The following is a 26,006-nucleotide window of genomic DNA, read 5'->3' as shown; positions in this document are numbered from 1 at the left end:
ACGCCGCCCGGAGCAGGCTCGCTCCTACAGGGATTCGTGTAGGGGCATAGATAGCTGACACATCCCAATCCACTGTAGGAGTGAGCCTGCTCGCGAAGGCGTCAGTTCAGGCACCACAAATACCTCAGGCTTCATTCACCGGCACCCGCACACTCAACGTCGTGCCCTCCCCCGGCTCACTCTCAAGCGACAACCGCCCGCCCATGATCAACACCCGCTCGCGCATACCGACCACGCCAAACGACGTCGGCCGACCGGTGGCGGGAACAAATCCTACGCCATCATCGCTGACGGTCAGACACAACTCGTCACCTTCCAGCTCCAATGTCAGTTCAACAGTATGCGCCTGGGCATGCCGCATGACATTGGTCAGGGCTTCCTGAAGGATTCGGAACAGTCCTATGGCCTTGGCATCACTGAGCACCGGCAGATTCTCGGGCACCTGCACCAGACACGGAATCTGCGTGCGCGCCTCGAAACGCCGGGCCTGCCACTCGATGGCCGAGGCGATCCCGGCATCGAGAATCGGCGGTCGCAACGCGGTCGCCACATCGCGCACCAGCTGGAACAGCTGCGCAATCAAGCGCTTCATGCTGTTCAAGCGCTCATTCAGACCAGGGTCGAGTTGAGCGTAGGCCAATTCGCACATGGAGGTTTCCAGCTTGAGCACGGTCAACATCTGACCCAACTCGTCGTGAACTTCCCGGGCGATGCGCGCTTTTTCCTCTTCCCGCACACTCTCCAGGTGAGCGGACAGCTCACGCAGTTGCTCACGGGAACTGGCCAGTTCAAGTTCGATGCGCTTGCTCTCGCTGATGTCCCAGACAATCCCGTCCCAGACATACGCACCGTCTTCGAGCCGTCGGGTGATGGCCTTGATCTCGGCCCAGCGTTGCTCGCCCGAACGCGTGAGAATCCGCCCTTGCCACGACCAGTCACTGTCCGTGTCCAGCGCATGGTCCTGAGTCTGGTGATAACTGGCCTTGTCGTCCGGATGCACCAGGCTGCGCAGGCCTTTGTCGCGGTGGGCCAGGGTCGCCGGGGAGTAGCCCACCAGACTCTCGCTGCCTTCACTGATGTAGGCAAAGTCGATCTGCCCTGTCACCGGCGCCCGTTCCAGGCGAAAGACCAATCCCGGAACGTTGGCGGCAATCCCCTGCAACCGCGCTTCGCTTTCCTGCAACGCAGCCAGGGCGCGACGACGTTCAGTGACGTCGTTGAGGTAGACCACCAGGTATTCGCCACCGCGAAAACGCATAAAACTCAACGAAACATCGGTCGGCAGGGTGCTGCCATCCGCTCGCACGCAATTGGTTTCGAAACTTTGCGGCCCCTCTTCGCTGGCCCGGGCGCGCTTCCACAGGTTCAGCCAGCGGTCCATGTGCAGGCCCGGCTCGAAGTCGATCAACGGCCGATCCATGATTCCACCGGCCGGATAACCGAGCATGGCTTCAGCCGCGCGGTTGGCGTAGCGCACGTGACTGTCCCAGTTGACCCAGAGGATGCCGACGGTGCTCTGATCGATGGAAAACTGCGTCAGGCGCAATGCCTCTTCGCTGGCCTCGCGCAGGGCAATGTCCTCGCGCGCCGCCAATAACCGCTGCTCCAGACTGTGTTGCTGGCGGCGTTGCCAGAACACGATGGCCATGCTGCTTAGCATCAACACCGCCATCAGCAGGCAGAGGTTTTGCCAGAAGCCCGGGGACTCGGTCAGGCGCGGGTACTTGGGTTGCAGCCATTGGTTGTGCAGGAGCTCCAGGTCCTTGGCCGGGATCGCCCGCAGCGCGCTTTCAACGATGCCGGCCAGTTCCGGCTGGTCCCGACGCGTGGCCACACGCAGCAATTGCGGCAGGCCGATGTCACCCACCACGACCAGCCCGGCAAACTCAGGCTCCACGGACAGACGCCCCAACTGCGCTTCATCGACCACGGCGTAACCGGCCTGCTGACTCAGCAACAGCTGCAATGCCTGACGCTCGATGGGCACGCCTTGCAGGTTCAGATGGGGATAGTTGCCGCGCAGATAGTCGGCCGTCGCGCTGGGCATGCGCACAGCGACGCGGGTCTGGCTGTCGAGTTTTTCCAGTTCCACGGCAACGGTGCTTTTCTGGTCGCTGACCACCAGTTGCGGCACCCGCATGTAGGGGTCGGAGAATTGCCAGAGCCGCAGGCCGGCGGGGGTTTGGGTCAGCCCGGGGGCGATGTCGATTTCACCGTCGCGCGCAGCAGTTTCCAGTTGCGCAAGGTCGGGGAAATTACGCCAGCTCAGCTCGACCTTAAGGGCCTTGGCCAGCCATTTCATCAACTCGACGTTAACCCCGGACAGGCGCTGCAAGCGGCGATCGTATTGCGCGTAAGGCGCCTGCAACACCAGCCCCACGCGCAATTCACCGTGCGTTGCCAGCCACTGTTGTTGCTTGGGCGACAAGGGTGCGACGTGCGCCGGTGGCGCGGACGCCGCCCAACTCATCAAGGGAAACCACAAACAGCCGATAACCCACAGGCAGCGAAAACGCATCATCGAAGTCTCACACACTGACAAATACTGACCAACCCATTAGGCTGCCGGAATAACTTCTGGCCTGGAATATCCGATGCCCCCTGTCTACCGCCTGGCACTGCCAGCATTGTGCCTGTCGCTGATCCTGCCTTGCGCCTTTTCCGTCGAGGCGGCCGACCCGGCACCTGCATCTGCGGAAAAACCCGCGGAAGAAAAACCGGTCGAACGCCAGCCACTGCTTGAGCGTAGTCAGGAAGAAGCGACAGCCCTTGAGCGAAAAATCCCGGCGCAGGAACAGCAACAACTGCAAGCCGGTGCCGACACTTTTCTTGCTTTGTGGAAACCGGCCAACACCGCCGAGCCCAAAGGCGCGGTGATTATCATCCCGGGCGCCGGTGAAACCGTTGACTGGCCGCAAGCTATCGGCCCGTTGCGTAACAAATTGCCCGACGCGAAGTGGAGCAGCCTGAGTATCACCTTGCCCGACCTGCAAAGCGATGCCATTGCGCCCCGCGTCGTGGAAATGCCGCCAACGCTCAAGGCGCCGGAAACCGGTAGCAAGGACTCGACCACGGCGGCACCCATCGAGCAAGCCGCCGGTGGTGAAGCGGAAGTTGCCGACAAGGCCATCGCTGAAACCACCGAGGAGCAAGCCAAGGCCGATGCCGAACGTATCTTTGCTCGCATTGATGCAGCCATTGCCTACGCCGAGCAGCAAAGCGCTCGCAGCATCGTCGTGCTGGGGCATGGCACCGGCGCTTATTGGGCGGCGCGTTATCTGAGCGAGAAGCAGCCGTCGCAAGTGGAGAAGTTTGCGATGGTGGCGGTGCAGACGCCCGCCGCGGCGAAACCCGAACTGGCGCAATTGACGCCAACGTTGAAGCTGCCGACCGTCGATATTTTCTATATGGACAAGCCGCTGGATCGCAACGCTGCACTTGAGCGGATGCAGGCCAGCAAGCGATTGAAGACTCCGGCGTTCAGCCAGGTATCGCTCAAAGCGTTGCCCGGTAATGCCAAGGCTGAGCAAGAGCAGCTGGTGCGCCGGGTTCGCGGGTGGTTGAATCCGCAGAAGGCGGCGGACTGACAGACCGCGTCGCCCCGTTCGCGGCAAGCCTCGCTCCTACAGATTCTGTGTCGTATGACGCGGACCCTGTAGGAGCGAGGCTTGCCCGCGAAGACGGAATTACTGGCGACACATCTCTTTCCGGCTACCGAAAATCCCGCCGCTCACGAATCAACGTGTATGCCGTATGCAGTTCACGAGTCTTGTCAGTCGCCTCCCGCACCTGCAACGCCGTCGCCCCGCTGCCGGCAATCTTGTCCGGATGATGACGACTGAGCAGGCGTCGATAGGCACGCTTGATCTGCGCCGGCTCGCTGGTCGCCGAGACCCCCAAAAGCCGCAAGGCCTCTTGATAAGTCAAAGCACTGCTGACTTGCGGTCGCAGATGCGGCTCATAGTCCGCCGCCAGCGCCTGCACCTGATGCCGCGTCCAGCCCAGCCACTTGCCCCATTGCGCAATCAGCTCGCGCTCGGCATTGCCCGCACGGCCATCGGCCCAGACCATCCGCCAACACGCGCGCAACACGCCTTCCGCTGCATGAGGCTGAACGCTCAAGCGCCGCAGATATCCGCGTAACCGGTCGTTGCCTGACTTGCCGCGATTGAATGCAGCAATCGCCCGCCGCTTTGCAGGCTCGGTCATTTCCAGCGAATGCATTTCCTGACGCGCCTGCAGGATATGTCCCTCCCCCACTCGCCCATCGCTCTTGGCCAAGCGTCCCAGCAACACAAACAACAGTTCATCGTTACGCAGCATCGGACGACCGCCGAGCTTTTCCCGCAAATGCCCCCAGCTTTGCAAGTGCAAGCGCCGATCCAGCGCCTGTCCCAACAAAGCGCCGAGCATGGCCCCCGGAATGCTGGCTATGGCAAAGCCCGCTCCGGCTCCAATCAGAGTCCCTGGCCACAACATGTCAGCGTCTCGCTTCTATCAGAGTTTCAACTTCAGCCAGGCGTTCGTGCGTGCCGACATCCACCCAGTGTCCATTCAGGCGTTCGCCGGTTACTTGTCCATCAGCCATGGCTTTGCGCAGCAACGGTGCCAGTTTGAAGGCACCGGCCGAGCAACCGTCGAACAACTGCGGATGCAGCACGGCAATGCCGCTGTAGGTCAGGGTGGCGGTGTCCAGTTGACCGTCGTGCACTTGCCCATCGACCAGCGTGAAATCGCCGGTCGGGTGATGGGCCGGGTTTTTCGTCAGCACCAGATGCGCCAACCCGGCGATGGGTTGATGCAGCACACTGAAGTCGTAGTCAGTCCAGATGTCACCATTGACCACCAGGAAAGCCTCATCGCCCAGCAACGGCAACGCACGGAAGATCCCGCCACCGGTTTCCAGTGGCTCACCTTCTGCTGAGTACTGAATACGCAGGCCGTATTGCGAACCGTCACCCAGGTAACTTTCGATCTGCTGACCGAGCCAGGCGTGATTGATCACGATCTCGGTAAACCCGGCGATCGCCAGGGCTTTCAAGTGGTACTCGATCAGAGGCACGCCGCCGGCACGGACCAACGGTTTTGGTGTGGTCAGGGTCAGCGGGCGCATGCGCTCGCCTTTGCCGGCCGCCAGAATCATCGCCTTCATGCATGGGCTCCAGCACGCAGACTCAGCAGCAACACATCCAGCTCAGCCAGTTCAGGACGGCGGGCGACCACCGCTTCTATATAGGCAAAGAAGCGCGGCACATCGGCCAGGTAACGCGGCTTGCCGTCGCGGTGGCAGATACGGGCGAAGATGCCGATCACTTTCAGATGACGCTGCACGCCCATCAGGTCGCTGGCCCGCAGGAAGTCTTCAAAATCGGGTTGCACGGGAATGCCGAGATCGCTGGCTTGCTGCCAGTAATTTTCCAGCCAGCCGCGCACACGTTCCTCGGGCCAACTGAGGAACGCGTCCTTGAACAGGCAGGTCACGTCATAGGTCACCGGGCCATAGACCGCATCCTGGAAATCCAGCACGCCCGGGTTCGGTACGCTGAGCATCAGGTTGCGTGGCATGTAGTCGCGATGCACCAGCACTTTTGGCTGGGCCAGGGCGCTGTCGATCAGCAGCTCGGTCACGTTCTGCCAGAGCATCTGCTGCGCCGAGTCGAACTCGATGCCCAGCTCCCGTTTCACGTACCACTCAGGGAACAGCTCCAGCTCGCGACGCAGCAATGCCACGTCATAACTTGGTAGCGGTGCAACCATCGGCAATTGCTGAAAAGCCAGCAGTGCTTGCAGGGCATCATTGAACAAATCGTCGGCGTTTTCGCTGTCGATCACGTCCAGATAAGTCTTGTTGCCGAGGTCATTGAGCAAAAGAAAACCGCGCTCGAGGTCTTCGGCGTAAATTTTCGGCACATTTATTCCGGATTTCGCCAGCAAAAAAGCGATATCCACGAAGGGTTTGCAGTTTTCCTGGGGCGGAGGCGCGTCCATCACGACGAAACTCCGGCCCTCGCCTTCCCATCGGAAATAGCGCCGAAAACTCGCATCGCTACTGGCCGCAGTCAATGTGGCCGGGGGTACGGCGCCCCAACCTTGTTCTGCAAAGAGGGTTGCCAACTGCTCATCGAGCCAAACTTTCAGGTGTTGCAAACGTACATCTTGGTCAGGCATTGCAAGGGTCTCCGACGGCGCTAGCCGTCAAGCGGGTCATGCTTTATTATCCAGCATCTTTTTCAGACCATCGAGAGGCGTGCGGCCCACACCGCGGGCAGATGGCACGCAGGAAGCCCGGACTAATAAGATGGCATTGAAATCCCCCGCGTTTCGTAAAAAATTTCCGTTGTTGGTTACCGGCAGTCTGCTGGCCCTGCAACCCCTAGCCACTTCATTCGTGGTCGCCGCGGAACAGTATGACTGCTCAGTCTCTGCTTCGGGTGCCTGGGACTGTGCGCCAAAAGCGCCAGCGGCGGCATTGCCTCCGCGTCCCGTCCATGACGGCAGCGCAGTTTCCGCCACCGGCGAACCTGCGACCGAGAATGGCACCAGTGAAGACACCGGCGCCAAGCCTGTGCTGGTTACCGAGTCCAAAGGCCGCGGCCTGAAGTCGCGTAGTGCAGACTACAGGCACCTCGACTGGGTTCCGCGCGAGAACCTCACGGCGGCGCAACTGGCCGAGACCGGTCCTTACTGCTCTGGCTCCTATATCGAACCGATTCGTCCTGGCATGAATGACAAGACGAATAAAAGTGACGCCCCGACCTTTATCGGCGCCAAGGCCTCTCGCTACAAGCAGGATGAGCAAATTGCGACCCTGGCCGGTGACGTCGTCATGCGTCAGGGCAGCATGCAGGTCGAAGCCGACGAAGCGAACCTTTACCAGGCTGAAAGCCGTGGCGAACTGAGCGGCAACGTGCGCATTCGCGACAACGGCGCGCTGATCGTGGGCGACCACGCCGACGTGCAGCTCGATACCGGTGAAGCCAAGGTCGATAACGCCGAATACGTGATGCACAAATCCCGTATCCGCGGTAACGCGCTGTACGCCAAACGTGCCGAAAACGCGATCATCCGCCTCAAGGATGGTACGTACACCACGTGCGAACCGAACAGCAACGCCTGGCAGCTCAAAGGCAACAACATCACCTTGAACCCGGCGACCGGCTTCGGCACCGCGACCAACGTGACACTGCGGGTCAAGGACATTCCTGTCCTGTACACGCCGTACATCTATTTCCCGATCGATGACCGTCGCCAGTCCGGCTTCCTGCCGCCAACCATCGGCACGGGCACCGATACCGGCTTCATGCTGGTGACTCCGTACTACTTCAACCTGGCACCGAACTACGACGCCACGTTGTACCCACGCTACATGAGCAAGCGCGGCCTGTTGATGGAAGGCGAGTTCCGCTACCTGACGCCGTCCAGCGAAGGCCAGTTCGGCGCCGCGTACCTGAACGACGACGACACCGAGCGCAGCAAGCAGACCGACTACGAAAAAACCCGCTACATGTACAACTGGCAGCACAAGGGTGGCCTCGACTCGCGCGTTCTCACGCAGGTCGACTACACCAAGATCAGCGATCCTTATTACTTCCAGGATTTGCAGACCGACCAGATTGGTGTGAAAAGCGCTGACTACGTTAACCAGCAGGGGTCCGTTACGTACCGCGGTGATAGCTACACAGCTCGACTCAATGCCCAGGCCTATCAGTTGGCGACCGTGTCGAACATCACGCCTTACAACCGTTTGCCACAGATCACCTTCGATGGTGCTCTGCCGTATCACCCGGGCGGGCTGGATTTCTCGTACAACACTGAACTTGTGCGATTTGACCGGGATTTGGAAAACGGCACCTTCACCGATGAAGACGGCAATATTTCCCCGCGTCTCGACACTAACGTTCAAGGTCTTGCGCGAGCCACTGGCGATCGCCTCAACTTGGCCCCGACTGTCAGCCTGCCTTTGAACTGGACGTATGGTTTCCTGAAGCCATCGCTCAAGTATCAGTACACCCAGTATCAGCTGGACCTGGACAGTATTGGCAAAAACCAGATCGTGGCTCAGGATCAAGCCGCAGCTGCAGCCGGGACTGACAATGTCAATGGTCATTTCGGCTCCAACCAGAACCGTGGTGTGCCAATCGCCAGCATCGACAGCGGGCTGTACTTTGATCGCAATACCACATGGTTCGGCAAGAACTATCGCCAAACCCTTGAACCGCGCCTGTACTACCTCTATGTACCTGAGGAAAACCAGGAAGATATCCCTGTGTTCGACACCGCCGAATACACCTTTAACTACGCGTCGCTGTTCCGCGAAAATCGCTTCTCCGGTTCCGACCGCGTTGGCGACGAGAACAAACTGTCGCTGGGTATAACCAACCGCTGGATCGAAGACAACGGTTTCGAGCGTCAACGCATCAGTGTCGGCCAGGCTTTGTACTTCAAGGACCGCGAAGTTCAGTTGCCGGGTATCGATGCAAAAACCCGCGACGATGCGCAGGCCAACGTTTCGCCATATGCACTGGAATACGAGTATCGCTGGAACCGCGATTGGCGCACCACAGCCGACTACAACTGGGACCCGGACAGCCGCAGCCCTCGCTCGGGCAGCGCGATGTTCCACTACCAGCCTGAAGACAACCCGAACAAGGTCATCAACGCCGGCTATCGCTATCGCAATGACCAGGTTCGTTACGACCAGAACACCGGTAAGTGGTCCGTTGGCGGTGGTGACTACGGCACCCCGGGTCAACCTGGCTACGTGAAGGACTACTACAAAATCCAACAGCACGACTTCTCGGTGATCTGGCCGATCGTGCCGCAATGGAACGCTATCAGCCGCTGGCAGTATGACTACAACCGCAACCGTACCCTGGAAGCCTTCGGTGGTTTCGAGTACGACAACTGCTGCTGGAAACTGCGCCTGATCAACCGTTACTGGGTTTCGTATGATGAATTCAGTCAGAACGCCCCGGAAAACGAAAAAGGCGACCACGGCATCTTCCTACAAATCGTTCTGAAAGGTCTCGGCGGCCTCACTGGCGCCAAAGTAGAGAGCTTCCTCGACAAAGGCATCCAAGGTTATCGTGAACGTGAAGACCAAGCTTTCTGATTGTCTGCGCCCGCTAGTGTTGGGCGCGCTGTTCCTGGGTACTGCGGCGAACGCCGCAGTACAGTCCATCGATAAAGTGGTGGCCATTGTCGACAACGACGTGGTCATGCAGAGCCAACTGGACCAGCGTATTCATGAAGTTCAGCAAACCATCGCCAAACGCGGTGCTGCGGTGCCGCCGGCCGGCGTGCTGGACCAGCAGGTGCTTGAGCGCCTGATCGTTGAAAACCTGCAATTGCAGATCGGCGAGCGTTCCGGCATCCGCATCACCGATGAAGAACTGAACCAGGCCGTCGGCACCATTGCCCAGCGCAATAACATGTCGATTGATCAATTCCGCGCCGCCCTGACTCGCGACGGCCTGTCTTACGACGACGCCCGCGAACAGATCCGTCGCGAAATGATCATCAGCCGTGTGCGCCAGCGTCGCGTGGCAGAGCGTATCCAGGTGTCTGAACAGGAAGTGAAGAACTTCCTGGCTTCCGACCTCGGCAAAATGCAGCTGTCGGAAGAATTCCGTCTGGCCAACATCCTGATTCCTACACCGGAAAGCGCCAACTCCGATGCGATTCAGAATGCTGCCAAGCAAGCGGACGCGGTCTACCAGCAACTCAAGCAAGGCGCCGACTTCGGTCAGTTGGCAATCGCCAAATCCGCCAGCGAAACCGCACTGGAAGGCGGCGACATGGGCTGGCGTAAAGCTGCTCAATTGCCACCTCCGTTCGATCGCATGCTGAGCACCATGACGGTTGGCGACATTACCCAGCCAATGCGTACGCCGGGCGGCTTCATCATCCTCAAGATCCTCGACAAGCGTGGCGGTGAAACCCAGACACGTGACGAAGTGCACGTGCGTCATATCCTGGTCAAACCTAGCCCGATCCGTGACGAAGCAAAAACCAAAGCCCTGGCTGAATCGCTCTACACCCGAATCGAAGCGGGCGAAGATTTCGGCGAACTGGCGAAAAGCTTCTCGGAAGATCCAGGTTCCGCCCTCAACGGTGGCGACCTTAACTGGATCGACCCGAACGCATTGGTGCCTGAGTTCCGCGAAGTGATGGCCAAGACCCCGCAAGGTCAGCTGTCCAAGCCGTTCCAGACCCAATACGGCTGGCACGTACTGGAAGTCCTTGGCCGTCGCGCCACCGACAGCACTACCCAGGCCCGTGAGCAGCAAGCGATGACCGTACTGCGTAACCGCAAATACGACGAAGAGCTGCAAACCTGGCTGCGTCAGATCCGTGACGAAGCGTACGTAGAGATCAAACTCCCTGGTGCAGACCAGGCAACGCAGTGAAACCCAAGCGTTTCGCGCTGACACCCGGCGAACCGGCCGGCATAGGTCCTGACCTGTGCCTGCTGCTCGCCTCGCAAGCCCAGCCACACCCCCTGATTGCCATTACCAGCCGCGACCTGCTCCTTGAGCGGGCCGCGCAGCTGGGCGTGGTCGTCGATTTACTCCCGGTCGCACCGGACAGCTGGCCGGATGCTCCGGCACCCGCCAACAGCCTGTATGTCTGGGATACCCCGCTTAATGCACCGGTCACCGCCGGGCAACTGGACAAGGCCAATGCGGCTTTCGTTCTGGAAACCCTGACCCGTGCGGGCCAAGGCTGCCTCGACGGGCATTTCGCCGGCATGATCACCGCCCCTGTGCACAAGGGCGTGATCAATGAATCCGGAATTGCCTTCTCCGGGCACACCGAATTTCTCGCTGACCTGACCCATACCGCGCAAGTGGTGATGATGCTTGCCACCCGCGGCTTGCGCGTGGCGCTGGTCACTACACACCTGCCCCTTCGAGAGATTGCCGACGCGATCACGCCGGAGCGTCTGGAACGGGTCACGCGCATTCTGCACACAGACCTGCAACAAAAATTCGGCATCGCCCAGCCACGTATCCTGGTCTGCGGGCTAAACCCGCACGCCGGTGAAGGCGGACACCTGGGCCATGAAGAAATCGACATCATCGAACCTACATTAGAGCGCCTGCGCGGCGAGGGCATGGACCTTCGCGGCCCCCTGCCCGCCGACACTCTGTTTACCCCCAAATATCTGGAGCACTGCGACGCGGTGCTGGCGATGTACCACGACCAGGGCCTGCCTGTGCTGAAATACAAAGGCTTCGGCGCGGCAGTCAACGTGACCCTGGGCTTGCCGATCATCCGCACGTCGGTCGACCACGGCACTGCCCTGGATCTGGCCGGCAGCGGCAAAATCGACACCGGCAGCCTGCAAGTCGCCCTGGAAACCGCCTACCAGATGGCCGAGACCCGTTTATGACCGAACATTACCAACACCGGGCGCGCAAGCGTTTCGGCCAGAACTTCCTGCACGATGCCGGTGTTATCGACCGCATCCTGCGCTCCATCTACGCCAAGCCCGAAGACCGCCTGCTGGAAATCGGCCCGGGCCAGGGTGCATTGACCCAAGGCCTGCTGGGCAGTGGCGCGCAACTGGACGTGGTGGAGCTGGACAAAGACCTGATCCCGATCCTCAATCAGCAGTTCGCCGGGAAGAGCAACTTCAACCTGCATCAGGGTGACGCGCTGAAGTTCGACTTCAACAGCCTGAACGCAGCTCCCGGCAGCCTTCGGGTTGTAGGCAACTTGCCGTACAACATCTCTACGCCGCTTATTTTTCACTTGCTGCATAACGCCAGCCTGATTCGCGACATGCACTTCATGCTGCAAAAGGAAGTGGTCGAGCGCATGGCGGCAGGTCCTGGCGGCGGTGACTGGGGTCGCCTGTCGATCATGGTTCAGTACCACTGCCGCGTCGAGCATCTGTTCAACGTTGGTCCGGGCGCGTTCAACCCGCCTCCAAAAGTCGATTCGGCCATTGTGCGCCTGGTGCCTCATACAGTGCTGCCGCACCCGGCCAAGGATCACAAGCTGCTGGAGCGCGTGGTGCGCGAAGCCTTCAACCAGCGCCGCAAGACCCTGCGCAACACCCTCAAATTGCTGCTGAGCAATGACGAAATCACCGCCGCCGGTGTCGACGGGAGCCTTCGTCCAGAGCAGCTCGACCTCGCCGCCTTCGTGCGCCTGGCCGACAAGCTCAGCGAACAAGCCCCACACACACCCACCGTCGACTGACAGGCGACGAGTGTGATCGGGTAGGACACCAGCGCCCATGTCTGGTTTACTACCCGATACTTGGCCTAGACTGAGTTCAATCAGCTAAGCCCCGCGTCTCGCTTCGTTTTTAAGGCCTCTTGCATGTCCGATCCTCGTTATCAGGTCGACGTCAGCGTCGTCACCCGCTATCTGGCAGAACAATCGCAACCCGAGCAAAACCGCTTTGCCTTCGCCTACACCATTACCGTGCACAACAATGGCGAGCTACCGGCCAAACTGCTGTCGCGGCACTGGGTGATCACCGATGGTGACGGGCATGTGGAGGAGGTCAAGGGTGCGGGTGTCGTGGGTTTGCAGCCTTTAATCCAGGCCGGTGAAAACCACACCTACAGCAGCGGCACCGTCATGACCACCAAGGTCGGCACGATGCAAGGCACTTATGAGATGGTTGCCGACGACGGCAAACATTTTGACGCCATCATCGCTCCCTTCCGCCTGGCGGTACCCGGAGCCCTGCACTGATGACGACGTATGCCGTCGGAGACCTTCAAGGCTGCCTTGAGCCGCTGCAATGCCTGCTCAAACAAGTCGCTTTCGACCCTGTAAAGGATCGTCTGTGGCTGGTGGGCGATCTGGTCAACCGTGGCCCGCAGTCGCTGGCAACCTTGCGCTTCCTCTATAGCATTCGCGAATCGCTGGTGTGCGTGCTCGGCAACCATGACCTGCACTTGCTGGCGGCCGGGCAGAACATTGAACGCCTGAAGAAAGCCGACACCCTGCGCGAGATCCTCCAGGCGCCAGATGCTGCGGAACTGCTGGAGTGGATGCGTCAGCAAAAGCTCATGCACTACGACGAGCAGCGCAACATTGCCCTGGTCCATGCCGGCATCCCGCCACAGTGGTCGCTGCGCAAAGCCTTGAAATGCGCCGCTGAAGTCGAAGAAGCCCTGCGCGACGACAACCGCTTCCCGGCCTACCTTGACGGCATGTACGGCAACGAACCAGTGAGATGGGACAACGACCTCAAAGGCGTAACCCGCCTGCGCGTGATCACCAACTATTTCACCCGCATGCGCTTCTGTACCAGCGAGGGCAAACTCGACCTCAAGGGCAAGGAAGGCATCGATTCCGCGCCGCCGGGTTATGCGCCGTGGTTCAAGCACAAGGATCGCAAAACCAAGGGCCTGAAGATCATCTTCGGCCACTGGGCGGCGCTCGAAGGCCAGTGTGACGAGCCAGACGTCTTCGCACTCGACACCGGGTGTGTCTGGGGCGGCTCCATGACTCTGATGAACGTCGACACCGGTGAACGCCTGCTGTGCAAATGCGACGAACATGGCCACACCTTACCGCCAGTCGCACCCCCTACCCCCGAACAAACGTCAGCCAGCGCCTAGCGCTAGACTGCGCTTTCAGCCGAGCCACAGGAGCCCGCCATGAGCGAATTCAAACGCATCCCCCCAGAACAGGCACAAGCCCTGCGCGAACAAGGCGCAGTGGTGGTCGATGTCCGTGATCCTGCTACTTATGCCGCGCTGCACATCGCCGGCTCAAAGCATCTGGACAATGTTTCCATTTCCGACTTCATCCGCGCCGCCGATCTTGATGCCCCTACGGTAGTGGTCTGCTATCACGGCAACTCCAGCCAGAGTGCCGCCGCTTACCTGATCAGCCAGGGCTTCTCCGACGTGTACAGCATGGATGGCGGTTTTGAGCTGTGGCGTACGACTTATCCTGCGGAAACGGCGCAAGGCACGTCCGAATAATTTTTTTGTAACGTGCAAGCCCCGGCCCCTGCGGGCTCGCGCGGTGGCAGACGAACGGTCTGCCACAACTAATTACGTATCTCGCCTTTACCTCCCGAATTCCCAACTATCCTTAAGCGCAGGCCATCCAAAACAGGGGAGAGCCGGTACACCGGCGCGCGGGTCATCGGGAGTAGCTTTCGGGGTAGTCAGCTCCGAAAGAGTTCTGGGGGGTAAACAGCAACTGCATATCCGGTTGCTGCCAGCATCGACTGAATGATCCGGCGTCGGCTCCACGTATCGAGCGAGGTGACGTCATGAGTATCTTTAGCCACTTCCAACAACGCTTCGAGTCCACACGCCAGGAAGAACTCTCGCTGCAAGAGTATCTTGAGCTGTGCAAACAGGACCGCAGCGCCTACGCCTCCGCCGCCGAGCGTCTGTTGCTGGCCATCGGAGAACCGGAGCTGCTCGACACCTCGACCAACTCGAGACTGTCGCGAATCTTCTCCAACAAGGTGATCCGCCGCTATCCGGCCTTTGAAGACTTCCACGGGATGGAAGAATGCATTGACCAGATCGTGTCGTATTTCCGCCATGCCGCTCAGGGCCTGGAAGAGAAGAAACAAATCCTCTATCTGCTCGGCCCCGTCGGTGGTGGTAAATCGTCCCTGGCCGAGAAGCTGAAACAGCTGATCGAGAAAGTGCCCTTCTACGCCATCAAGGGCTCGCCGGTATTCGAGTCGCCGCTGGGTCTGTTCAACGCCACTGAAGATGGCGCGATCCTCGAAGAAGACTTCGGCATTCCGCGGCGCTACCTCAATACCATCATGTCGCCATGGGCTACCAAGCGCCTGGCCGAATTCGGCGGCGACATCAGCCAGTTCCGTGTGGTGAAACTGTATCCGTCGATCCTCAATCAGATCGCGGTGGCCAAGACCGAACCGGGCGATGAAAACAACCAGGACATCTCGGCGCTGGTGGGCAAGGTCGATATCCGCAAACTGGAGGAATACCCACAGAACGACGCCGATGCCTACAGCTACTCGGGCGCTCTGTGCCGGGCCAACCAGGGCCTGATGGAATTCGTCGAAATGTTCAAGGCGCCGATCAAGGTCCTGCACCCATTGCTGACCGCCACACAGGAAGGTAACTACAACAGTACCGAAGGCCTCGGTGCGATTCCGTTTACCGGGATCCTGCTGGCTCACTCCAACGAATCGGAATGGCACACCTTCCGCAACAACAAGAACAACGAAGCCTTCATCGACCGGATCTACATCGTCAAAGTGCCGTACTGCCTGCGGGTCAGCGACGAAGTGAAGATCTACGACAAGCTTCTGTTCAACAGTTCCCTGGCCAAGGCCCATTGCGCGCCCGACACCCTGAAAATGCTCGCCCAGTTCACCGTGCTCTCACGCCTCAAGGAGCCGGAAAACTCCAACATCTACTCCAAGATGCGTGTGTATGACGGCGAGAACCTCAAGGATACCGACCCGAAAGCCAAGTCGATCCAGGAATACCGCGACAACGCCGGTGTAGACGAAGGCATGAACGGTCTGTCGACCCGGTTTGCGTTCAAGATCCTGTCCAAGGTCTTCAACTTTGATCCGCACGAAATCGCCGCCAACCCGGTGCACTTGCTGTATGTGCTGGAACAACAGATCGAACAGGAACAATTCCAGGCCGAGACCCGCGAACGGTACCTGCGCTTCCTCAAGGAGTACCTGGCACCGCGTTATATCGAATTCATCGGCAAGGAGATCCAGACTGCCTACCTCGAGTCTTACAGCGAATACGGCCAGAACATCTTCGATCGCTACGTGCTGTACGCCGACTTCTGGATTCAGGATCAGGAGTACCGCGATCCGGAGACCGGCGAAATCCTCAACCGCGTCGCGCTGAACGAAGAGCTTGAGAAAATTGAAAAACCGGCCGGCATCAGCAATCCGAAGGATTTCCGCAACGAAATCGTCAACTTCGTACTGCGCGCCCGGGCCAATAACAACGGCAAGAACCCGACCTGGCTCAGCTACGAAAAACTGCGGGTGGTCATCGAGAAGAAAATGTTCTCCAACACCGAGGACCTCCTGCCAGTCATCAGCTTCAATGCCAAGGCCAGCAAAGAGGACCAGCAGAAGCACAACGACTTCGTCACACGGATGGTCGAGCGGGGCTACACCGACAAACAGGTACGACTGCTGTCCGAGTGGTACCTGCGGGTCAGAAAATCACAGTAACCCGCTGCCGGTCAGACCGGTTGTCGTCAGCCAGAGACCTGTGTGCGCTTTTTCTGTTACACAGACCTCTGGAAGGTGTTCGAAAGTTGGAAGCGAAGTTCAGGCAGCATCCAAAGCGCTTGGGGGAGCGTGAACATCCCTTGGCACTCGGCACGATGCTGCATAACCGCTCGCCCCTTTCAGGACAGCTTCTAAGGAGCAGTCATGAGCTATGTGATCGACCGACGTCTCAATGGCAAGAACAAGAGCACGGTGAACCGTCAGCGGTTTCTGCGGCGTTACCGTGATCACATCAAAAAGGCTGTCGAAGAGGCGGTCAGTCGGCGTTCCATTACCGATATGGAACACGGCGAACAGATCAGCATCCCCGGCCGCGACATTGACGAGCCGGTGCTTCACCACGGTCGGGGTGGCAAGCAAACCGTCGTGCATCCGGGCAACAAGGAGTTCACCAGCGGCGAGCACATTGCCCGCCCGCCTGGAGGTGGCGGTGGCAGAGGCCCCGGCAGGGCCGGTAACTCGGGCGAAGGGATGGACGAATTCGTCTTCCAGATCACCCAGGAGGAATTCCTCGAATTCATGTTCGAGGACCTTGAGCTGCCGAATCTGGTCAAGCGCAACCTGACCGGCACCGACACCTTTAAGACCGTGCGCGCAGGTATCAGCAACGAAGGTAACCCGTCGCGAATCAACATCATCCGAACCTTGCGCTCGGCCCATGCCCGGCGAATCGCCCTGTCTGGCAGCAGCCGGGCAAAATTGCGCGAAGCCAAAGACGAACTGCTGCGACTCAAGCGGGATGAACCGGACAACTTCGGCGATATTCAGGAAATCGAAGCAGAAATCGAAAAACTCAGTGCGCGCATCCACCGCGTGCCGTTTCTCGACACCTTTGACCTCAAGTACAACCTGCTCATCAAGCAGCCGAACCCAAGCTCCAAAGCGGTGATGTTCTGCCTGATGGACGTGTCCGGCTCCATGACCCAGGCGACCAAGGACATCGCCAAGCGGTTCTTCATCCTGCTGTACCTGTTTCTCAAGCGTAACTATGACAAGATCGACGTTGTGTTCATCCGCCACCACACCAGCGCCCGCGAAGTGGATGAGGAAGAGTTCTTCTACTCCCGGGAAACCGGCGGCACCATCGTCTCCAGCGCCTTGAAACTGATGCAGGAGATCATGGCCGAACGCTATCCGAGTAACGAGTGGAACATCTATGCCGCCCAGGCCTCCGACGGCGATAACTGGAACGACGACTCGCCGATTTGCCGCGACATTCTGATCAACCAGATCATGCCGTTCGTGCAGTACTACACTTACGTTGAGATTACCCCGCGCGAACATCAGGCTTTGTGGTTTGAGTACGAACGTATTGCTGAAGCCTTCTCTGACAATTTTGCCCAGCAGCAACTGGTCTCGGCCGGGGATATCTATCCGGTCTTCCGTGAACTCTTCCAGCGCAGGTTAGTGACATGACCGCCAAAGAGCAGAAGCGCCAACCCATTTCCACCGGCTCCGAATGGACGTTCGAGCTGATCCAGGCCTACGACAAAGAAATCAGTCGTCTGGCGGCTCGTTATGCCCTGGATACCTACCCCAACCAGATTGAAGTGATCACCGCCGAGCAGATGATGGATGCCTACGCCTCCGTCGGCATGCCGCTGGGTTATCACCATTGGTCCTACGGCAAACACTTCCTCAGCACCGAGAAGTCCTACAGCCGTGGGCAGATGGGGCTGGCCTACGAGATCGTGATCAATTCCGACCCGTGCATCGCGTACCTGATGGAAGAAAACACCATCTGCATGCAGGCCCTGGTGGTTGCTCACGCCTGCTATGGCCACAACAGCTTTTTCAAGGGCAATTACCTTTTCCGCACCTGGACCGACGCCAGTTCGATCATCGATTACCTGGTCTTCGCCAAGCAGTACATCATGCAATGCGAAGAACGCCACGGCATCGACGCGGTCGAGGACCTGCTGGATTCCTGTCACGCGCTGATGAACTACGGGGTCGATCGCTACAAACGCCCGTATCCGATATCGGCTGAAGAAGAACGCCGTCGGCAGAAGGATCGGGAAGAGCATTTGCAGAAGCAGATCAACGATCTGTGGCGGACCATTCCAAAAGGTGCGGACAAGTACAGCGACAAGGACAACGCACGCTTCCCCGCCGAACCTCAGGAAAATATCCTGTACTTCATCGAAAAACACGCCCCGCTACTGGAGCCCTGGCAGCGGGAAATCGTGCGGATCGTGCGCAAGATCGCCCAGTATTTCTACCCGCAACGCCAGACCCAGGTGATGAACGAAGGCTGGGCCACGTTCTGGCACTACACGCTGATGAACGATTTGTACGACGAAGGACTGGTCACCGACGGCTTCATGATGGAGTTTCTGACGTCCCACACCAGCGTGGTCTATCAACCCGGCTTCGACAGCCCCTACTACAACGGCATCAACCCCTACACTCTGGGTTTTGCCATGTACCGGGACATACGGCGCATGTGTGAACACCCAACCGAAGAGGACTACCGCTGGTTCCCGGAAATTGCTGGCACTGACTGGTTGTCTAGCATCAAGTTCGCCATGAGCAGTTTCAAGGATGAGAGTTTCATCCTCCAATACCTGTCACCCCAAGTGATCCGCGACCTGAAACTGTTCAGCATTCTCGATGACGACCAGAAGGACGATCTGCTGGTGCCAGCCATTCACGATGAGCCGGGCTACCGGATCATCCGTGAAACCCTGGCGGCCCAGTACAACCTCGGCAATCGCGAACCCAACGTACAGATCTACAGCATCGACCGCCGCGGCGACCGCTCCCTGACCTTGCGTCACCAGCAGCACGACCGCAAACCGCTGGGTGAGTCCACCGAGGAAGTGCTCAAACACCTGCATCGCCTCTGGGGCTTCGACATTCACCTGGAAACCCTGCAAGGCGACCAGGTCATGAAAGTTCAGCACGTTCCACCCAGAAGTGAACACGCTGAGGGGGATTACGGAAGACTGGATCTGGCCGTCATTCATCTTTGATCCTGTTTCTGCCTCCGGAAGTTCGACGCAACGGTTATTCTGTCGGGCTAACGGAGGTTTTTTATGCGGATTTATAAAGTCGGCGGCGCGGTACGCGATCGCTTGCTGGGCAAGCCTGTCACCGATATCGACTGGGTCGTGGTCGGCTCCACCACCGAAGAAATGCTCGCCCAGGGCTATCGCCCGGTTGGCGCTGACTTCCCGGTATTCCTTCACCCCAAGAGCGGTGAGGAGTACGCCCTTGCCCGTACCGAACGCAAAAGCGGACGTGGTTACGGCGGCTTCACCTTTCACGCCAGCCCCGACGTCACCCTCGAAGAAGACCTGATCCGTCGTGACCTGACAATCAACGCCATGGCCGAAGACGATCAGCAGAACCTGACCGATCCTTATCACGGCCAGCGAGATCTCGAAGCTCGTGTACTTCGCCACGTTTCCCCCGTGTTCGCCGAAGATCCGCTCCGTGTGTTACGCGTTGCCCGCTTTGCCGCCCGTTATGCCGGGCTGGGTTTCATCGTCGCGTCTGAAACATTGGAGCTCATGCGTCAACTCAGCGAGTCAGGCGAACTGGAGGCGTTGACTGCCGAGCGCAGCTGGAAAGAGATTTCCCGTGCTCTCATGGAAGATCAGCCACAGGTGTTCATCGAGGTGCTGCGTGAATGCGGCGCGCTCAAGGTGTTGATGCCGGAAGTCGACGCCCTGTTTGGCGTGCCCCAACCCGAAGCCCATCATCCGGAGATCGACACTGGCGTGCACACCCTGAGCGTGCTCGAACAAGCAGCGCTGCACAAACAACCGCTGACAGTGCGCTGGGCGTGCCTGCTGCATGATCTGGGCAAAGGATTGACGCCCAAAGAAGAGTGGCCACGCCACATTGCTCATGAACACAAGGGTTTGAAGCTGATCAAAGCGGTCAACGAACGCTTCAAGGCTCCGAAGGATTGTCAGGAACTGGCATTGCTGGCGGGCCAATATCACACCCATGGCCACCGCGCCCTTGAGCTGAAACCCTCGACGTTGCTGGAGTTGTTGCAGAGTTTTGACGTTTACCGTCGGCCTCAGCGATTTGAAGAGTTCATTGCGGCGTGTGAAATGGACGCCCGCGGACGCAAAGGTCTGGAGCAGAGAAGTTATCCACAGGCGGAATATTTGCGCGGGGCGGCGACTGCGGCCCGGAGCGTGGCGGTACAGCCGTTGCTGGAGAAGGGATTCAAGGGGCCGGAGCTGGGCGAGGCGATCAAGCGTGAGCGGCTCAAGGCGCTGAAGGCTTACAAAGAGGCGGCGTCTAGCTGAAAAGCTTCGCGGGCAAGATCACAGCAAATTCGAAGGTGTCAGCTGCTCTCCGCGCCACTCGAACGCCACTGGCGCCAACACCTGATCAATTTTTGCTTCATCCCACAACGTCGCAAAGCTTTTGCCTACGCCCGGATGCACTCTGTCCGGCGCAATCAGCGACAGCGGCCACAGCACAAAGGCATTTTTCAGAATTTCTGCCCGAGGCAGGATCAATCCGTCGAAATTGCCCACCAGGTCGCCAAACAGCAGCACGTCGATATCCAGCGGCAAGCCCTTGCGGTCGGGCGCATAGCGGCCGTTGTCCGCCTCAATGAATTTCAATCGGCGGTCCAGCTCCATCAGCGGCAGATCGGTGTAAGCCGAGACCACGAAATTGAAGAACGGGCCGCTCTTGATCCCCACTGGCTGGCTTTCGAACACCGCCGAGCAATGAATATCCACCAGGAAACCCGCCAGGGCTTCGAGGCCAGCCTGCAAATGGGTTTCGCGCTCGATATTACTACCGAGTCCGAGATACACCTGAGTCAGCGACATCCGCGCTCGATCTCCACGCCCACACCACCAGTGGCCGCCGGGACGGCACCAGGCTTGGTCAGCTTGAGGCGCACCCAGGTGATCTTGAATTCGCTCATCAACACTTCGACCAGACGCTCGGCGAACGTCTCGACCAGCTTGTACTGGGAATGCTCGGCAAACGCCTGGATGCGTGACGAAACGCTCGCGTAGTCGAGCGCCAGTGTCAGGTCATCCCCGGCAGCGGCCGGGCGGTTGTCCCAGGCGAAGCTCAGATCAAGTCGCAGGCACTGTCGGATGCCTCGCTCCCAGTCGTAGGCACCAATCACGGTGTCGACTTCCAGGCCCTCGATAAACACTCTGTCCAAGCACTTTTCTCCGCTGCACGACAAGGGCGCAATGCGCCGTTAGAATCAGGGCGTCCTCGCCCGGAATAGTTAGCATGTTTTGGTTACTGGCGACTATCGCCTACCTGCTCGGCTCGCTGTCCTTCGCCATTTTGCTCAGCCGTCTGACCGGTAACCCCGATCCGCGAATGAGTGGCTCGGGCAATGCCGGTGCCACCAACATGTTGCGCCTGGCCGGCAAGAAACTCGCCATCCTGACCTTGATCGGCGACCTCTGCAAAGGCCTGCTGCCGGTGCTGATCGCAGGCCTTGCGGGGCTTTCGCTGCAAGAACAGGCCTGGATCGGCGTCTGTGCCGTCATCGGCCACCTGTTCCCGCTGTACTTCCGTTTTCGCGGCGGCAAGGGTGTCGCCACCGCAGCCGGCATGCTCTTGGGCCTGTACCCGCCCGCCGCACTATTGGCGGTCTGCGCCTGGCTGCTGACGTTCTACCTGACCCGCACCAGCTCTCTCGCCGCGCTTATCGCCACGCCGCTGACCCTGCCGCTGCTGGCCTGGCAAGAACCGGCGGCACTGCTGCCCATGAGCGCACTCACGGGGCTGATCGTCTGGCGTCATCGCGGCAATCTACGCGACCTGTTTGCCGGGCGCGAACGGCATTTTTAAGTACCGGACATGAGCACCGCTCATCACAGCGCCGACAGTTGCTCCATTGGCCAACGCGCCTGCACGCTGATTGCCAGGCTTTCGTGCTGACCGGCTTGCAAGCGCTGGCAACCGGCAAACGCAATCATCGCGCCATTATCGGTGCAGAACTCAGGACGGGCATAAAACACATCGCCTTTCATGTCGCCGAGCATTTTTTCCAGAGAAGTGCGCAGCGCCTTGTTGGCGCTGACGCCTCCAGCGATCACCAGACGCTTCATGCCCGCCTGGTTCAGGGCTCGCTTGCACTTGATGGTTAAAGTCTCCACCACGGCCTGCTGGAACGCCAGCGAGATGTCGCAACGGGCTTGCTCGCTGTCGTCCCCGGCGCTGACGCTCTGTTGCCAGGTGTTCAGGGCGAAGGTTTTCAAGCCACTGAAGCTGAAGGCCAGGCCCGGGCGGTCGCACATCGGACGCGGAAAGGTGAAACGTCCTGCAACGCCCCGCTCTGCGAGTTTCGCGATTTCCGGACCACCCGGATAATTCAGCCCCATCATCTTCGCCGTCTTGTCGAACGCTTCACCGGCGGCATCGTCGAGGGTCTCGCCCAAGAGCGTGTAATGACCGATCCCGTCGACCTGAACCAGCTGCGTATGACCGCCCGACACCAACAAAGCGACGAACGGGAATTCCGGTGGTTGCGACTCCAACATTGGCGCCAGCAAGTGACCTTCCATGTGGTGCACACCCAGCGCCGGAATGCCCCAGGCGAAGGCCAGGGCCTGAGCGCAGGAGGCGCCCACCAGCAAGGCACCGACCAGGCCAGGACCCGCGGTAAAAGCGATGGCGTCGATCTCGGTCGGCACACAGTCAGCTTCGGCCAACACCTGACGGATCAAGGGCAGCATGCGTTTGACGTGGTCGCGTGAGGCCAGCTCCGGCACCACGCCGCCATAGACGCGATGCAGGTCGATCTGGCTGAACAGCGCGTCGGCGAGCAGGCCGCGTTCACTGTCATATAATGCGACACCGGTTTCGTCGCAGGAGGTTTCTAATCCCAGTACTAGCATGGGTTTGCGCCTTGTTTAGGCTGAATTCGAAGGCGCGCATAATAGTCGCCATGGGATGCCCCGACTAGCGGTTTTCGATCAGAGGCTTTGCATTCCGGTCGATGAGGGGTTAACATCCGCAACCCTTAAAAACCGACGTCTTCAAGTGCTCTTTTGCCACGAGGATGTTGACCCCGGTAATGAATGAAGGTAGCTCTGGATGCCAGCCGTCAAAGTAAAAGAGAACGAACCCTTCGACGTAGCTCTGCGTCGTTTCAAGCGCTCCTGCGAAAAAGCCGGTGTACTGGCTGAAGTTCGTAGCCGCGAATTCTACGAGAAGCCTACTTCTGAGCGTAAGCGTAAAGCAGCAGCCGCTGTTAAGCGTCACGCCAAGAAAGTACAGCGCGAACAGCGCCGCGCCGTTCGTCTGTACTAATACACAGACGTTCGTAGCAAGCTTCTGCCAAGCCCGGCCCTCAGCCGGGCTAATGGCATTTGCAGAAAACGCTTGATGCTTCACCGTCAAAGCCGCAGACGCGACAGAGACAAACCTGCTTCACAGCGTCAGACCTGGCTCTTTTGCCAGCGGTGCACGTCTTTTCTGACGAGCCTTCCAAGGCTACTGACGAGCACACCCACTGATTCCTCTCACGACGATCAGCCCAAGGCACCTTCTTGCGTGCCCGCTTATGAGCTATCCGAGGCCCTCGACTGGCCGCAGCCGGATTCAGCGAAACACTTTCATATAGTCGAATACTGATTGGTACTAACGTCAGTGGATTTTCGGCAGATACACTTCCCGACAGCGATTACGCAGACGACACCGGTCGAGCCGCACATTTTGCGCGCCTCAAACAACGACCCGCGTTCGGCCGCTCTTCGTTTTGGGTCCATTTAAGCGCAGATGACGAGAACGCCATGGCCGGGCTAATTCCCCAGAGCTTCATTGACGACCTTCTGAACCGCACCGACATCGTCGATGTGGTCAGCTCGCGCCTGCAAATGAAAAAGGCTGGCAAGAACTACACCGCCTGCTGCCCTTTTCATAAAGAGAAAACCCCGTCCTTCAGCGTCAGCCCCGACAAGCAGTTCTATTACTGCTTCGGCTGCGGCGCTGGCGGCAACGCCCTCGGCTTCATGATGGACCACGACAACCTGGATTTCGTCCAGGCTGTCGAAGAACTGGCCAAAGCCGCCGGCATGGAAATCCCCCGCGAAGAAAGCGGCCGACCGCACAAACCGCGGCAGCCGACCGATTCGCCGCTGTACCCGCTACTGACTGCGGCCGCCGACTTTTACCGACAAGCCCTGAAAAGTCATCCATCACGCAAAGCGGCTGTGGATTACTTGAAAGGTCGCGGGCTGACCGGCGAAATTGCCCGGGATTTCGGCCTCGGCTTCGCCCCACCCGGCTGGGATAATCTGTTCAAGCACTTGAGCAGCGACACCCTGCAACAGAAAGCCATGGTTGATGCCGGCCTGCTGATCGAGAACGCCGAAACCGGCAAGCGCTATGACCGCTTTCGCGATCGCGTGATGTTCCCGATCCGTGACAGTCGCGGGCGAATCATTGCTTTTGGCGGCCGGGTACTGGGCGATGACAAACCGAAATATCTGAACTCACCGGAAACCCCGGTATTCCATAAAGGCCAGGAACTCTACGGCCTTTATGAAGCACGCAAGAATAACCGCAACCTCGACGAAATCATTGTCGTTGAAGGCTACATGGACGTCATCGCCCTTGCCCAGCAAGGCTTGCGCAATGCCGTCGCGACCCTGGGCACCGCCACCAGCGAAGAGCATTTGAAGCGGCTGTTTCGCGTCGTGCCCAACGTGCTGTTCTGCTTCGACGGCGACCAGGCCGGCCGCAACGCGGCGTGGCGCGCACTGGAAGCGGCGCTGCCATGCCTGCAGGACGGACGGCGCGCGCGCTTTCTGTTCCTGCCCGAAGGCGAAGACCCGGACACGCTGGTCCGCTCCGAAGGCACTGACGCGTTCCGCGCGCGAATCAACCAGCACGCCCAGCCATTGGCGGATTATTTCTTCCAGCAGTTGACCGAGGAATCGGACCCGCGCTCTCTCGAAGGCAAGGCCCACATGGCCACCCTCGCCGCGCCGCTGATCGACAAGGTCCCGGGCGCGAACCTGCGCATCCTGATGCGCCAACGCCTGACCGAAATTACCGGGCTTAGCGGCGAAGCCGTGAGCCATCTGGTGCAAAGCGCTCCTCAGGATGCGCCACCCGCCTACGACCCGGGCATCGATTACGACGCCATGCCGGATTACAGCGACTACCATCAGCCGCAGGCACAAGAGATGTATGTGCCGCAGCAGGAATGGACGCCGAAGAAACCCGGGGCCGGCGGCAAGAAATGGGACAAGAAGCCGTGGGACAAGAACGGCAAACGCGGTGGTGATCGCGACCAAAATAGCGCACCACGCACACCGATCGCTGTCGAAGCGCCAACGCTGATAGCTCTGCGCACTCTCATTCATCACCCGGAACTGGCGGGCAAGGTAGAAACCGCCGATCACTTCGCGAATGAGAGCAACACGTACGCGCAACTGCTGGTAGCCCTCATCGGGGCAGTGCAGAAAAATCCTAAGCTAAACTCTATTCAGTTGATGGCACGCTGGCACGGGACTGAACAGGGCCGATTGCTCAGGGCTTTGGCGGAAAAGGAATGGCTGATTGACGGCGACAACCTTGAACAACAGTTTTTAGACACCATTACTAGGTTATCGGCAAGTCAACACACGGATAGCCTGGAAGTACTTATCAGGAAAGCAAGGCAGCCAGGATTGACTGCGGAGGAAGCAAATCAGATCGCAAATCAGATGCGCGACCTATTAAAACGCAATATGGCTGTATCAACCCCGACCTCAACTGGCGCGTGAGGTCATAGCTCAGGTATAATCCTCGGCTTGTTTTTTGCCCGCCAAGA

Annotated in this window: 22 protein-coding genes; 15 read left to right on the top strand and 7 right to left on the bottom strand. The window is 59.2% G+C overall.

Annotated features, from left to right (window positions below):
• Positions 1-124 precede the first annotated feature (124 nt).
• Complete coding sequence (locus EYC95_RS14705) at positions 125-2,521, bottom strand: PAS domain S-box protein (protein WP_131061003.1); 2,397 nt, start codon at positions 2,519-2,521, stop codon at positions 125-127.
• 73 nt (positions 2,522-2,594) lie between these two features.
• Here EYC95_RS14705 and EYC95_RS14700 point away from each other — a divergent pair, with 73 nt between their 5' ends.
• Entirely contained in the window at positions 2,595-3,587 is a 993-nt protein-coding gene (locus tag EYC95_RS14700) for an alpha/beta hydrolase family protein (RefSeq protein ID WP_131061002.1), read from the top strand.
• A 124-nt stretch (positions 3,588-3,711) separates the two neighbouring features.
• Here EYC95_RS14700 and EYC95_RS14695 read toward each other — a convergent pair whose 3' ends face one another.
• From EYC95_RS14695 to EYC95_RS14685, 3 genes are read right to left on the bottom strand one after another with little or no spacing between them, the layout of a single operon-like run.
• Positions 3,712-4,479, bottom strand: a complete 768-nt coding sequence (locus tag EYC95_RS14695) for a DnaJ domain-containing protein (protein ID WP_131061001.1) — start codon at positions 4,477-4,479, stop codon at positions 3,712-3,714.
• 1 nt (position 4,480) lies between these two features.
• Positions 4,481-5,152 carry an N-acetylmuramate alpha-1-phosphate uridylyltransferase MurU gene (gene murU, locus EYC95_RS14690; protein WP_131061000.1) on the bottom strand — a complete coding sequence of 224 codons (672 nt, stop codon included), beginning with the start codon at positions 5,150-5,152 and terminating at the stop codon, positions 4,481-4,483.
• Positions 5,149-6,168, bottom strand: coding sequence for an aminoglycoside phosphotransferase family protein (locus EYC95_RS14685; protein WP_131060999.1), 1,020 nt, complete (start codon positions 6,166-6,168; stop codon positions 5,149-5,151). The genes murU and EYC95_RS14685 overlap by 4 nt, the downstream gene beginning before the upstream one ends.
• Positions 6,169-6,298: 130 nt before the next feature.
• On the opposite strand from EYC95_RS14685, the gene EYC95_RS14680 reads away from it, so the two are divergent.
• The 11 genes from EYC95_RS14680 to EYC95_RS14630 all read left to right on the top strand — a co-directional run bounded on the left by EYC95_RS14680 (position 6,299) and on the right by EYC95_RS14630 (position 20,505).
• On the top strand, positions 6,299-9,112 hold the full coding sequence (locus tag EYC95_RS14680) for an LPS-assembly protein LptD (RefSeq protein ID WP_131060998.1): 2,814 nt from the start codon (positions 6,299-6,301) through the stop codon (positions 9,110-9,112).
• Positions 9,093-10,409 carry a peptidylprolyl isomerase SurA gene (gene surA, locus EYC95_RS14675; RefSeq protein ID WP_131060997.1) on the top strand — a complete coding sequence of 439 codons (1,317 nt, stop codon included), beginning with the start codon at positions 9,093-9,095 and terminating at the stop codon, positions 10,407-10,409. Before EYC95_RS14680 ends, surA begins: the two co-directional genes overlap by 20 nt.
• Positions 10,406-11,395 carry a 4-hydroxythreonine-4-phosphate dehydrogenase PdxA gene (gene pdxA / locus EYC95_RS14670; protein ID WP_131060996.1) on the top strand — a complete coding sequence of 330 codons (990 nt, stop codon included), beginning with the start codon at positions 10,406-10,408 and terminating at the stop codon, positions 11,393-11,395. The genes surA and pdxA overlap by 4 nt, the downstream gene beginning before the upstream one ends.
• The gene (rsmA, locus tag EYC95_RS14665) at positions 11,392-12,210 is read left to right on the top strand and encodes a 16S rRNA (adenine(1518)-N(6)/adenine(1519)-N(6))-dimethyltransferase RsmA (protein WP_131060995.1); all 819 of its coding nucleotides are present in this window, start codon (positions 11,392-11,394) and stop codon (positions 12,208-12,210) included. Before pdxA ends, rsmA begins: the two co-directional genes overlap by 4 nt.
• 123 nt (positions 12,211-12,333) lie before the next feature.
• A complete protein-coding gene (gene apaG, locus EYC95_RS14660; RefSeq protein ID WP_131060994.1) occupies positions 12,334-12,714 on the top strand; it encodes a Co2+/Mg2+ efflux protein ApaG in 381 nt (126 codons plus the stop codon).
• A complete protein-coding gene (locus EYC95_RS14655) occupies positions 12,714-13,589 on the top strand; it encodes a symmetrical bis(5'-nucleosyl)-tetraphosphatase (RefSeq protein WP_131060993.1) in 876 nt (291 codons plus the stop codon). The genes apaG and EYC95_RS14655 overlap by 1 nt, the downstream gene beginning before the upstream one ends.
• A 39-nt stretch (positions 13,590-13,628) precedes the next feature.
• Complete coding sequence (gene glpE / locus EYC95_RS14650) at positions 13,629-13,958, top strand: thiosulfate sulfurtransferase GlpE (protein ID WP_131060992.1); 330 nt, start codon at positions 13,629-13,631, stop codon at positions 13,956-13,958.
• 296 nt (positions 13,959-14,254) lie between these two features.
• On the top strand, positions 14,255-16,177 hold the full coding sequence (locus EYC95_RS14645) for a PrkA family serine protein kinase (RefSeq protein ID WP_010467160.1): 1,923 nt from the start codon (positions 14,255-14,257) through the stop codon (positions 16,175-16,177).
• A gap of 204 nt (positions 16,178-16,381) precedes the next feature.
• Entirely contained in the window at positions 16,382-17,653 is a 1,272-nt protein-coding gene (locus EYC95_RS14640; RefSeq protein WP_131060991.1) for a YeaH/YhbH family protein, read from the top strand.
• Entirely contained in the window at positions 17,650-19,212 is a 1,563-nt protein-coding gene (locus EYC95_RS14635; RefSeq protein WP_131060990.1) for a SpoVR family protein, read from the top strand. Before EYC95_RS14640 ends, EYC95_RS14635 begins: the two co-directional genes overlap by 4 nt.
• A gap of 63 nt (positions 19,213-19,275) precedes the next feature.
• A complete protein-coding gene (locus tag EYC95_RS14630; protein ID WP_131060989.1) occupies positions 19,276-20,505 on the top strand; it encodes a multifunctional CCA addition/repair protein in 1,230 nt (409 codons plus the stop codon).
• A gap of 18 nt (positions 20,506-20,523) precedes the next feature.
• On the opposite strand, the gene folK is transcribed toward EYC95_RS14630, so the two are convergent.
• Positions 20,524-21,042 (bottom strand): 2-amino-4-hydroxy-6-hydroxymethyldihydropteridine diphosphokinase, encoded by a 519-nt coding sequence (folK, locus tag EYC95_RS14625; RefSeq protein WP_131060988.1) that lies wholly within the window; start codon positions 21,040-21,042, stop codon positions 20,524-20,526.
• On the bottom strand, positions 21,033-21,389 hold the full coding sequence (gene folB / locus EYC95_RS14620) for a dihydroneopterin aldolase (protein WP_131060987.1): 357 nt from the start codon (positions 21,387-21,389) through the stop codon (positions 21,033-21,035). Before folB ends, folK begins: the two co-directional genes overlap by 10 nt.
• A 74-nt stretch (positions 21,390-21,463) precedes the next feature.
• Here folB and plsY point away from each other — a divergent pair, with 74 nt between their 5' ends.
• The gene (gene plsY, locus EYC95_RS14615) at positions 21,464-22,033 is read left to right on the top strand and encodes a glycerol-3-phosphate 1-O-acyltransferase PlsY (RefSeq protein ID WP_131060986.1); all 570 of its coding nucleotides are present in this window, start codon (positions 21,464-21,466) and stop codon (positions 22,031-22,033) included.
• A gap of 23 nt (positions 22,034-22,056) precedes the next feature.
• Here the strand turns inward: plsY and tsaD are convergent, their stop codons facing one another.
• Positions 22,057-23,082: a tRNA (adenosine(37)-N6)-threonylcarbamoyltransferase complex transferase subunit TsaD gene (gene tsaD, locus EYC95_RS14610; protein ID WP_131060985.1), complete on the bottom strand. Its 1,026-nt coding sequence runs from the start codon at positions 23,080-23,082 to the stop codon at positions 22,057-22,059.
• 199 nt (positions 23,083-23,281) lie between these two features.
• On the opposite strand from tsaD, the gene rpsU reads away from it, so the two are divergent.
• On the top strand, positions 23,282-23,497 hold the full coding sequence (gene rpsU, locus EYC95_RS14605; RefSeq protein WP_002551877.1) for a 30S ribosomal protein S21: 216 nt from the start codon (positions 23,282-23,284) through the stop codon (positions 23,495-23,497).
• Between the two features lie 482 nt (positions 23,498-23,979).
• Complete coding sequence (gene dnaG / locus EYC95_RS14600) at positions 23,980-25,959, top strand: DNA primase (RefSeq protein WP_131060984.1); 1,980 nt, start codon at positions 23,980-23,982, stop codon at positions 25,957-25,959.
• Positions 25,960-26,006 lie beyond the last annotated feature (47 nt).

The sequence above is a fragment of the Pseudomonas sp. BGI-2 genome (assembly GCF_004310295.1).
GTDB lineage: Bacteria > Pseudomonadota > Gammaproteobacteria > Pseudomonadales > Pseudomonadaceae > Aquipseudomonas.
This window is presented reverse-complemented; position numbering and strand designations above follow the sequence as displayed.

Bases quoted from the DNA above. Each gene is read 5' to 3' on its own strand.
- dnaG (WP_131060984.1), top strand. From the start codon at position 23,980: ATGGCCGGGCTAATTCCCCAGAGCTTCATTGACGACCTTCTGAACCGC.
- tsaD (WP_131060985.1), bottom strand. From the start codon at position 23,082: ATGCTAGTACTGGGATTAGAAACCTCCTGCGACGAAACCGGTGTCGCA.
- EYC95_RS14705 (WP_131061003.1), bottom strand. From the start codon at position 2,521: ATGATGCGTTTTCGCTGCCTGTGGGTTATCGGCTGTTTGTGGTTTCCC.
- EYC95_RS14630 (WP_131060989.1), top strand. From the start codon at position 19,276: ATGCGGATTTATAAAGTCGGCGGCGCGGTACGCGATCGCTTGCTGGGC.
- plsY (WP_131060986.1), top strand. From the start codon at position 21,464: ATGTTTTGGTTACTGGCGACTATCGCCTACCTGCTCGGCTCGCTGTCC.
- EYC95_RS14645 (WP_010467160.1), top strand. From the start codon at position 14,255: ATGAGTATCTTTAGCCACTTCCAACAACGCTTCGAGTCCACACGCCAG.
- EYC95_RS14695 (WP_131061001.1), bottom strand. From the start codon at position 4,479: ATGTTGTGGCCAGGGACTCTGATTGGAGCCGGAGCGGGCTTTGCCATA.
- EYC95_RS14680 (WP_131060998.1), top strand. From the start codon at position 6,299: ATGGCATTGAAATCCCCCGCGTTTCGTAAAAAATTTCCGTTGTTGGTT.
- rpsU (WP_002551877.1), top strand. From the start codon at position 23,282: ATGCCAGCCGTCAAAGTAAAAGAGAACGAACCCTTCGACGTAGCTCTG.
- EYC95_RS14635 (WP_131060990.1), top strand. From the start codon at position 17,650: ATGACCGCCAAAGAGCAGAAGCGCCAACCCATTTCCACCGGCTCCGAA.
- EYC95_RS14685 (WP_131060999.1), bottom strand. From the start codon at position 6,168: ATGCCTGACCAAGATGTACGTTTGCAACACCTGAAAGTTTGGCTCGAT.
- EYC95_RS14700 (WP_131061002.1), top strand. From the start codon at position 2,595: ATGCCCCCTGTCTACCGCCTGGCACTGCCAGCATTGTGCCTGTCGCTG.
- apaG (WP_131060994.1), top strand. From the start codon at position 12,334: ATGTCCGATCCTCGTTATCAGGTCGACGTCAGCGTCGTCACCCGCTAT.
- murU (WP_131061000.1), bottom strand. From the start codon at position 5,152: ATGAAGGCGATGATTCTGGCGGCCGGCAAAGGCGAGCGCATGCGCCCG.
- glpE (WP_131060992.1), top strand. From the start codon at position 13,629: ATGAGCGAATTCAAACGCATCCCCCCAGAACAGGCACAAGCCCTGCGC.
- folK (WP_131060988.1), bottom strand. From the start codon at position 21,042: ATGTCGCTGACTCAGGTGTATCTCGGACTCGGTAGTAATATCGAGCGC.
- rsmA (WP_131060995.1), top strand. From the start codon at position 11,392: ATGACCGAACATTACCAACACCGGGCGCGCAAGCGTTTCGGCCAGAAC.
- EYC95_RS14655 (WP_131060993.1), top strand. From the start codon at position 12,714: ATGACGACGTATGCCGTCGGAGACCTTCAAGGCTGCCTTGAGCCGCTG.
- EYC95_RS14640 (WP_131060991.1), top strand. From the start codon at position 16,382: ATGAGCTATGTGATCGACCGACGTCTCAATGGCAAGAACAAGAGCACG.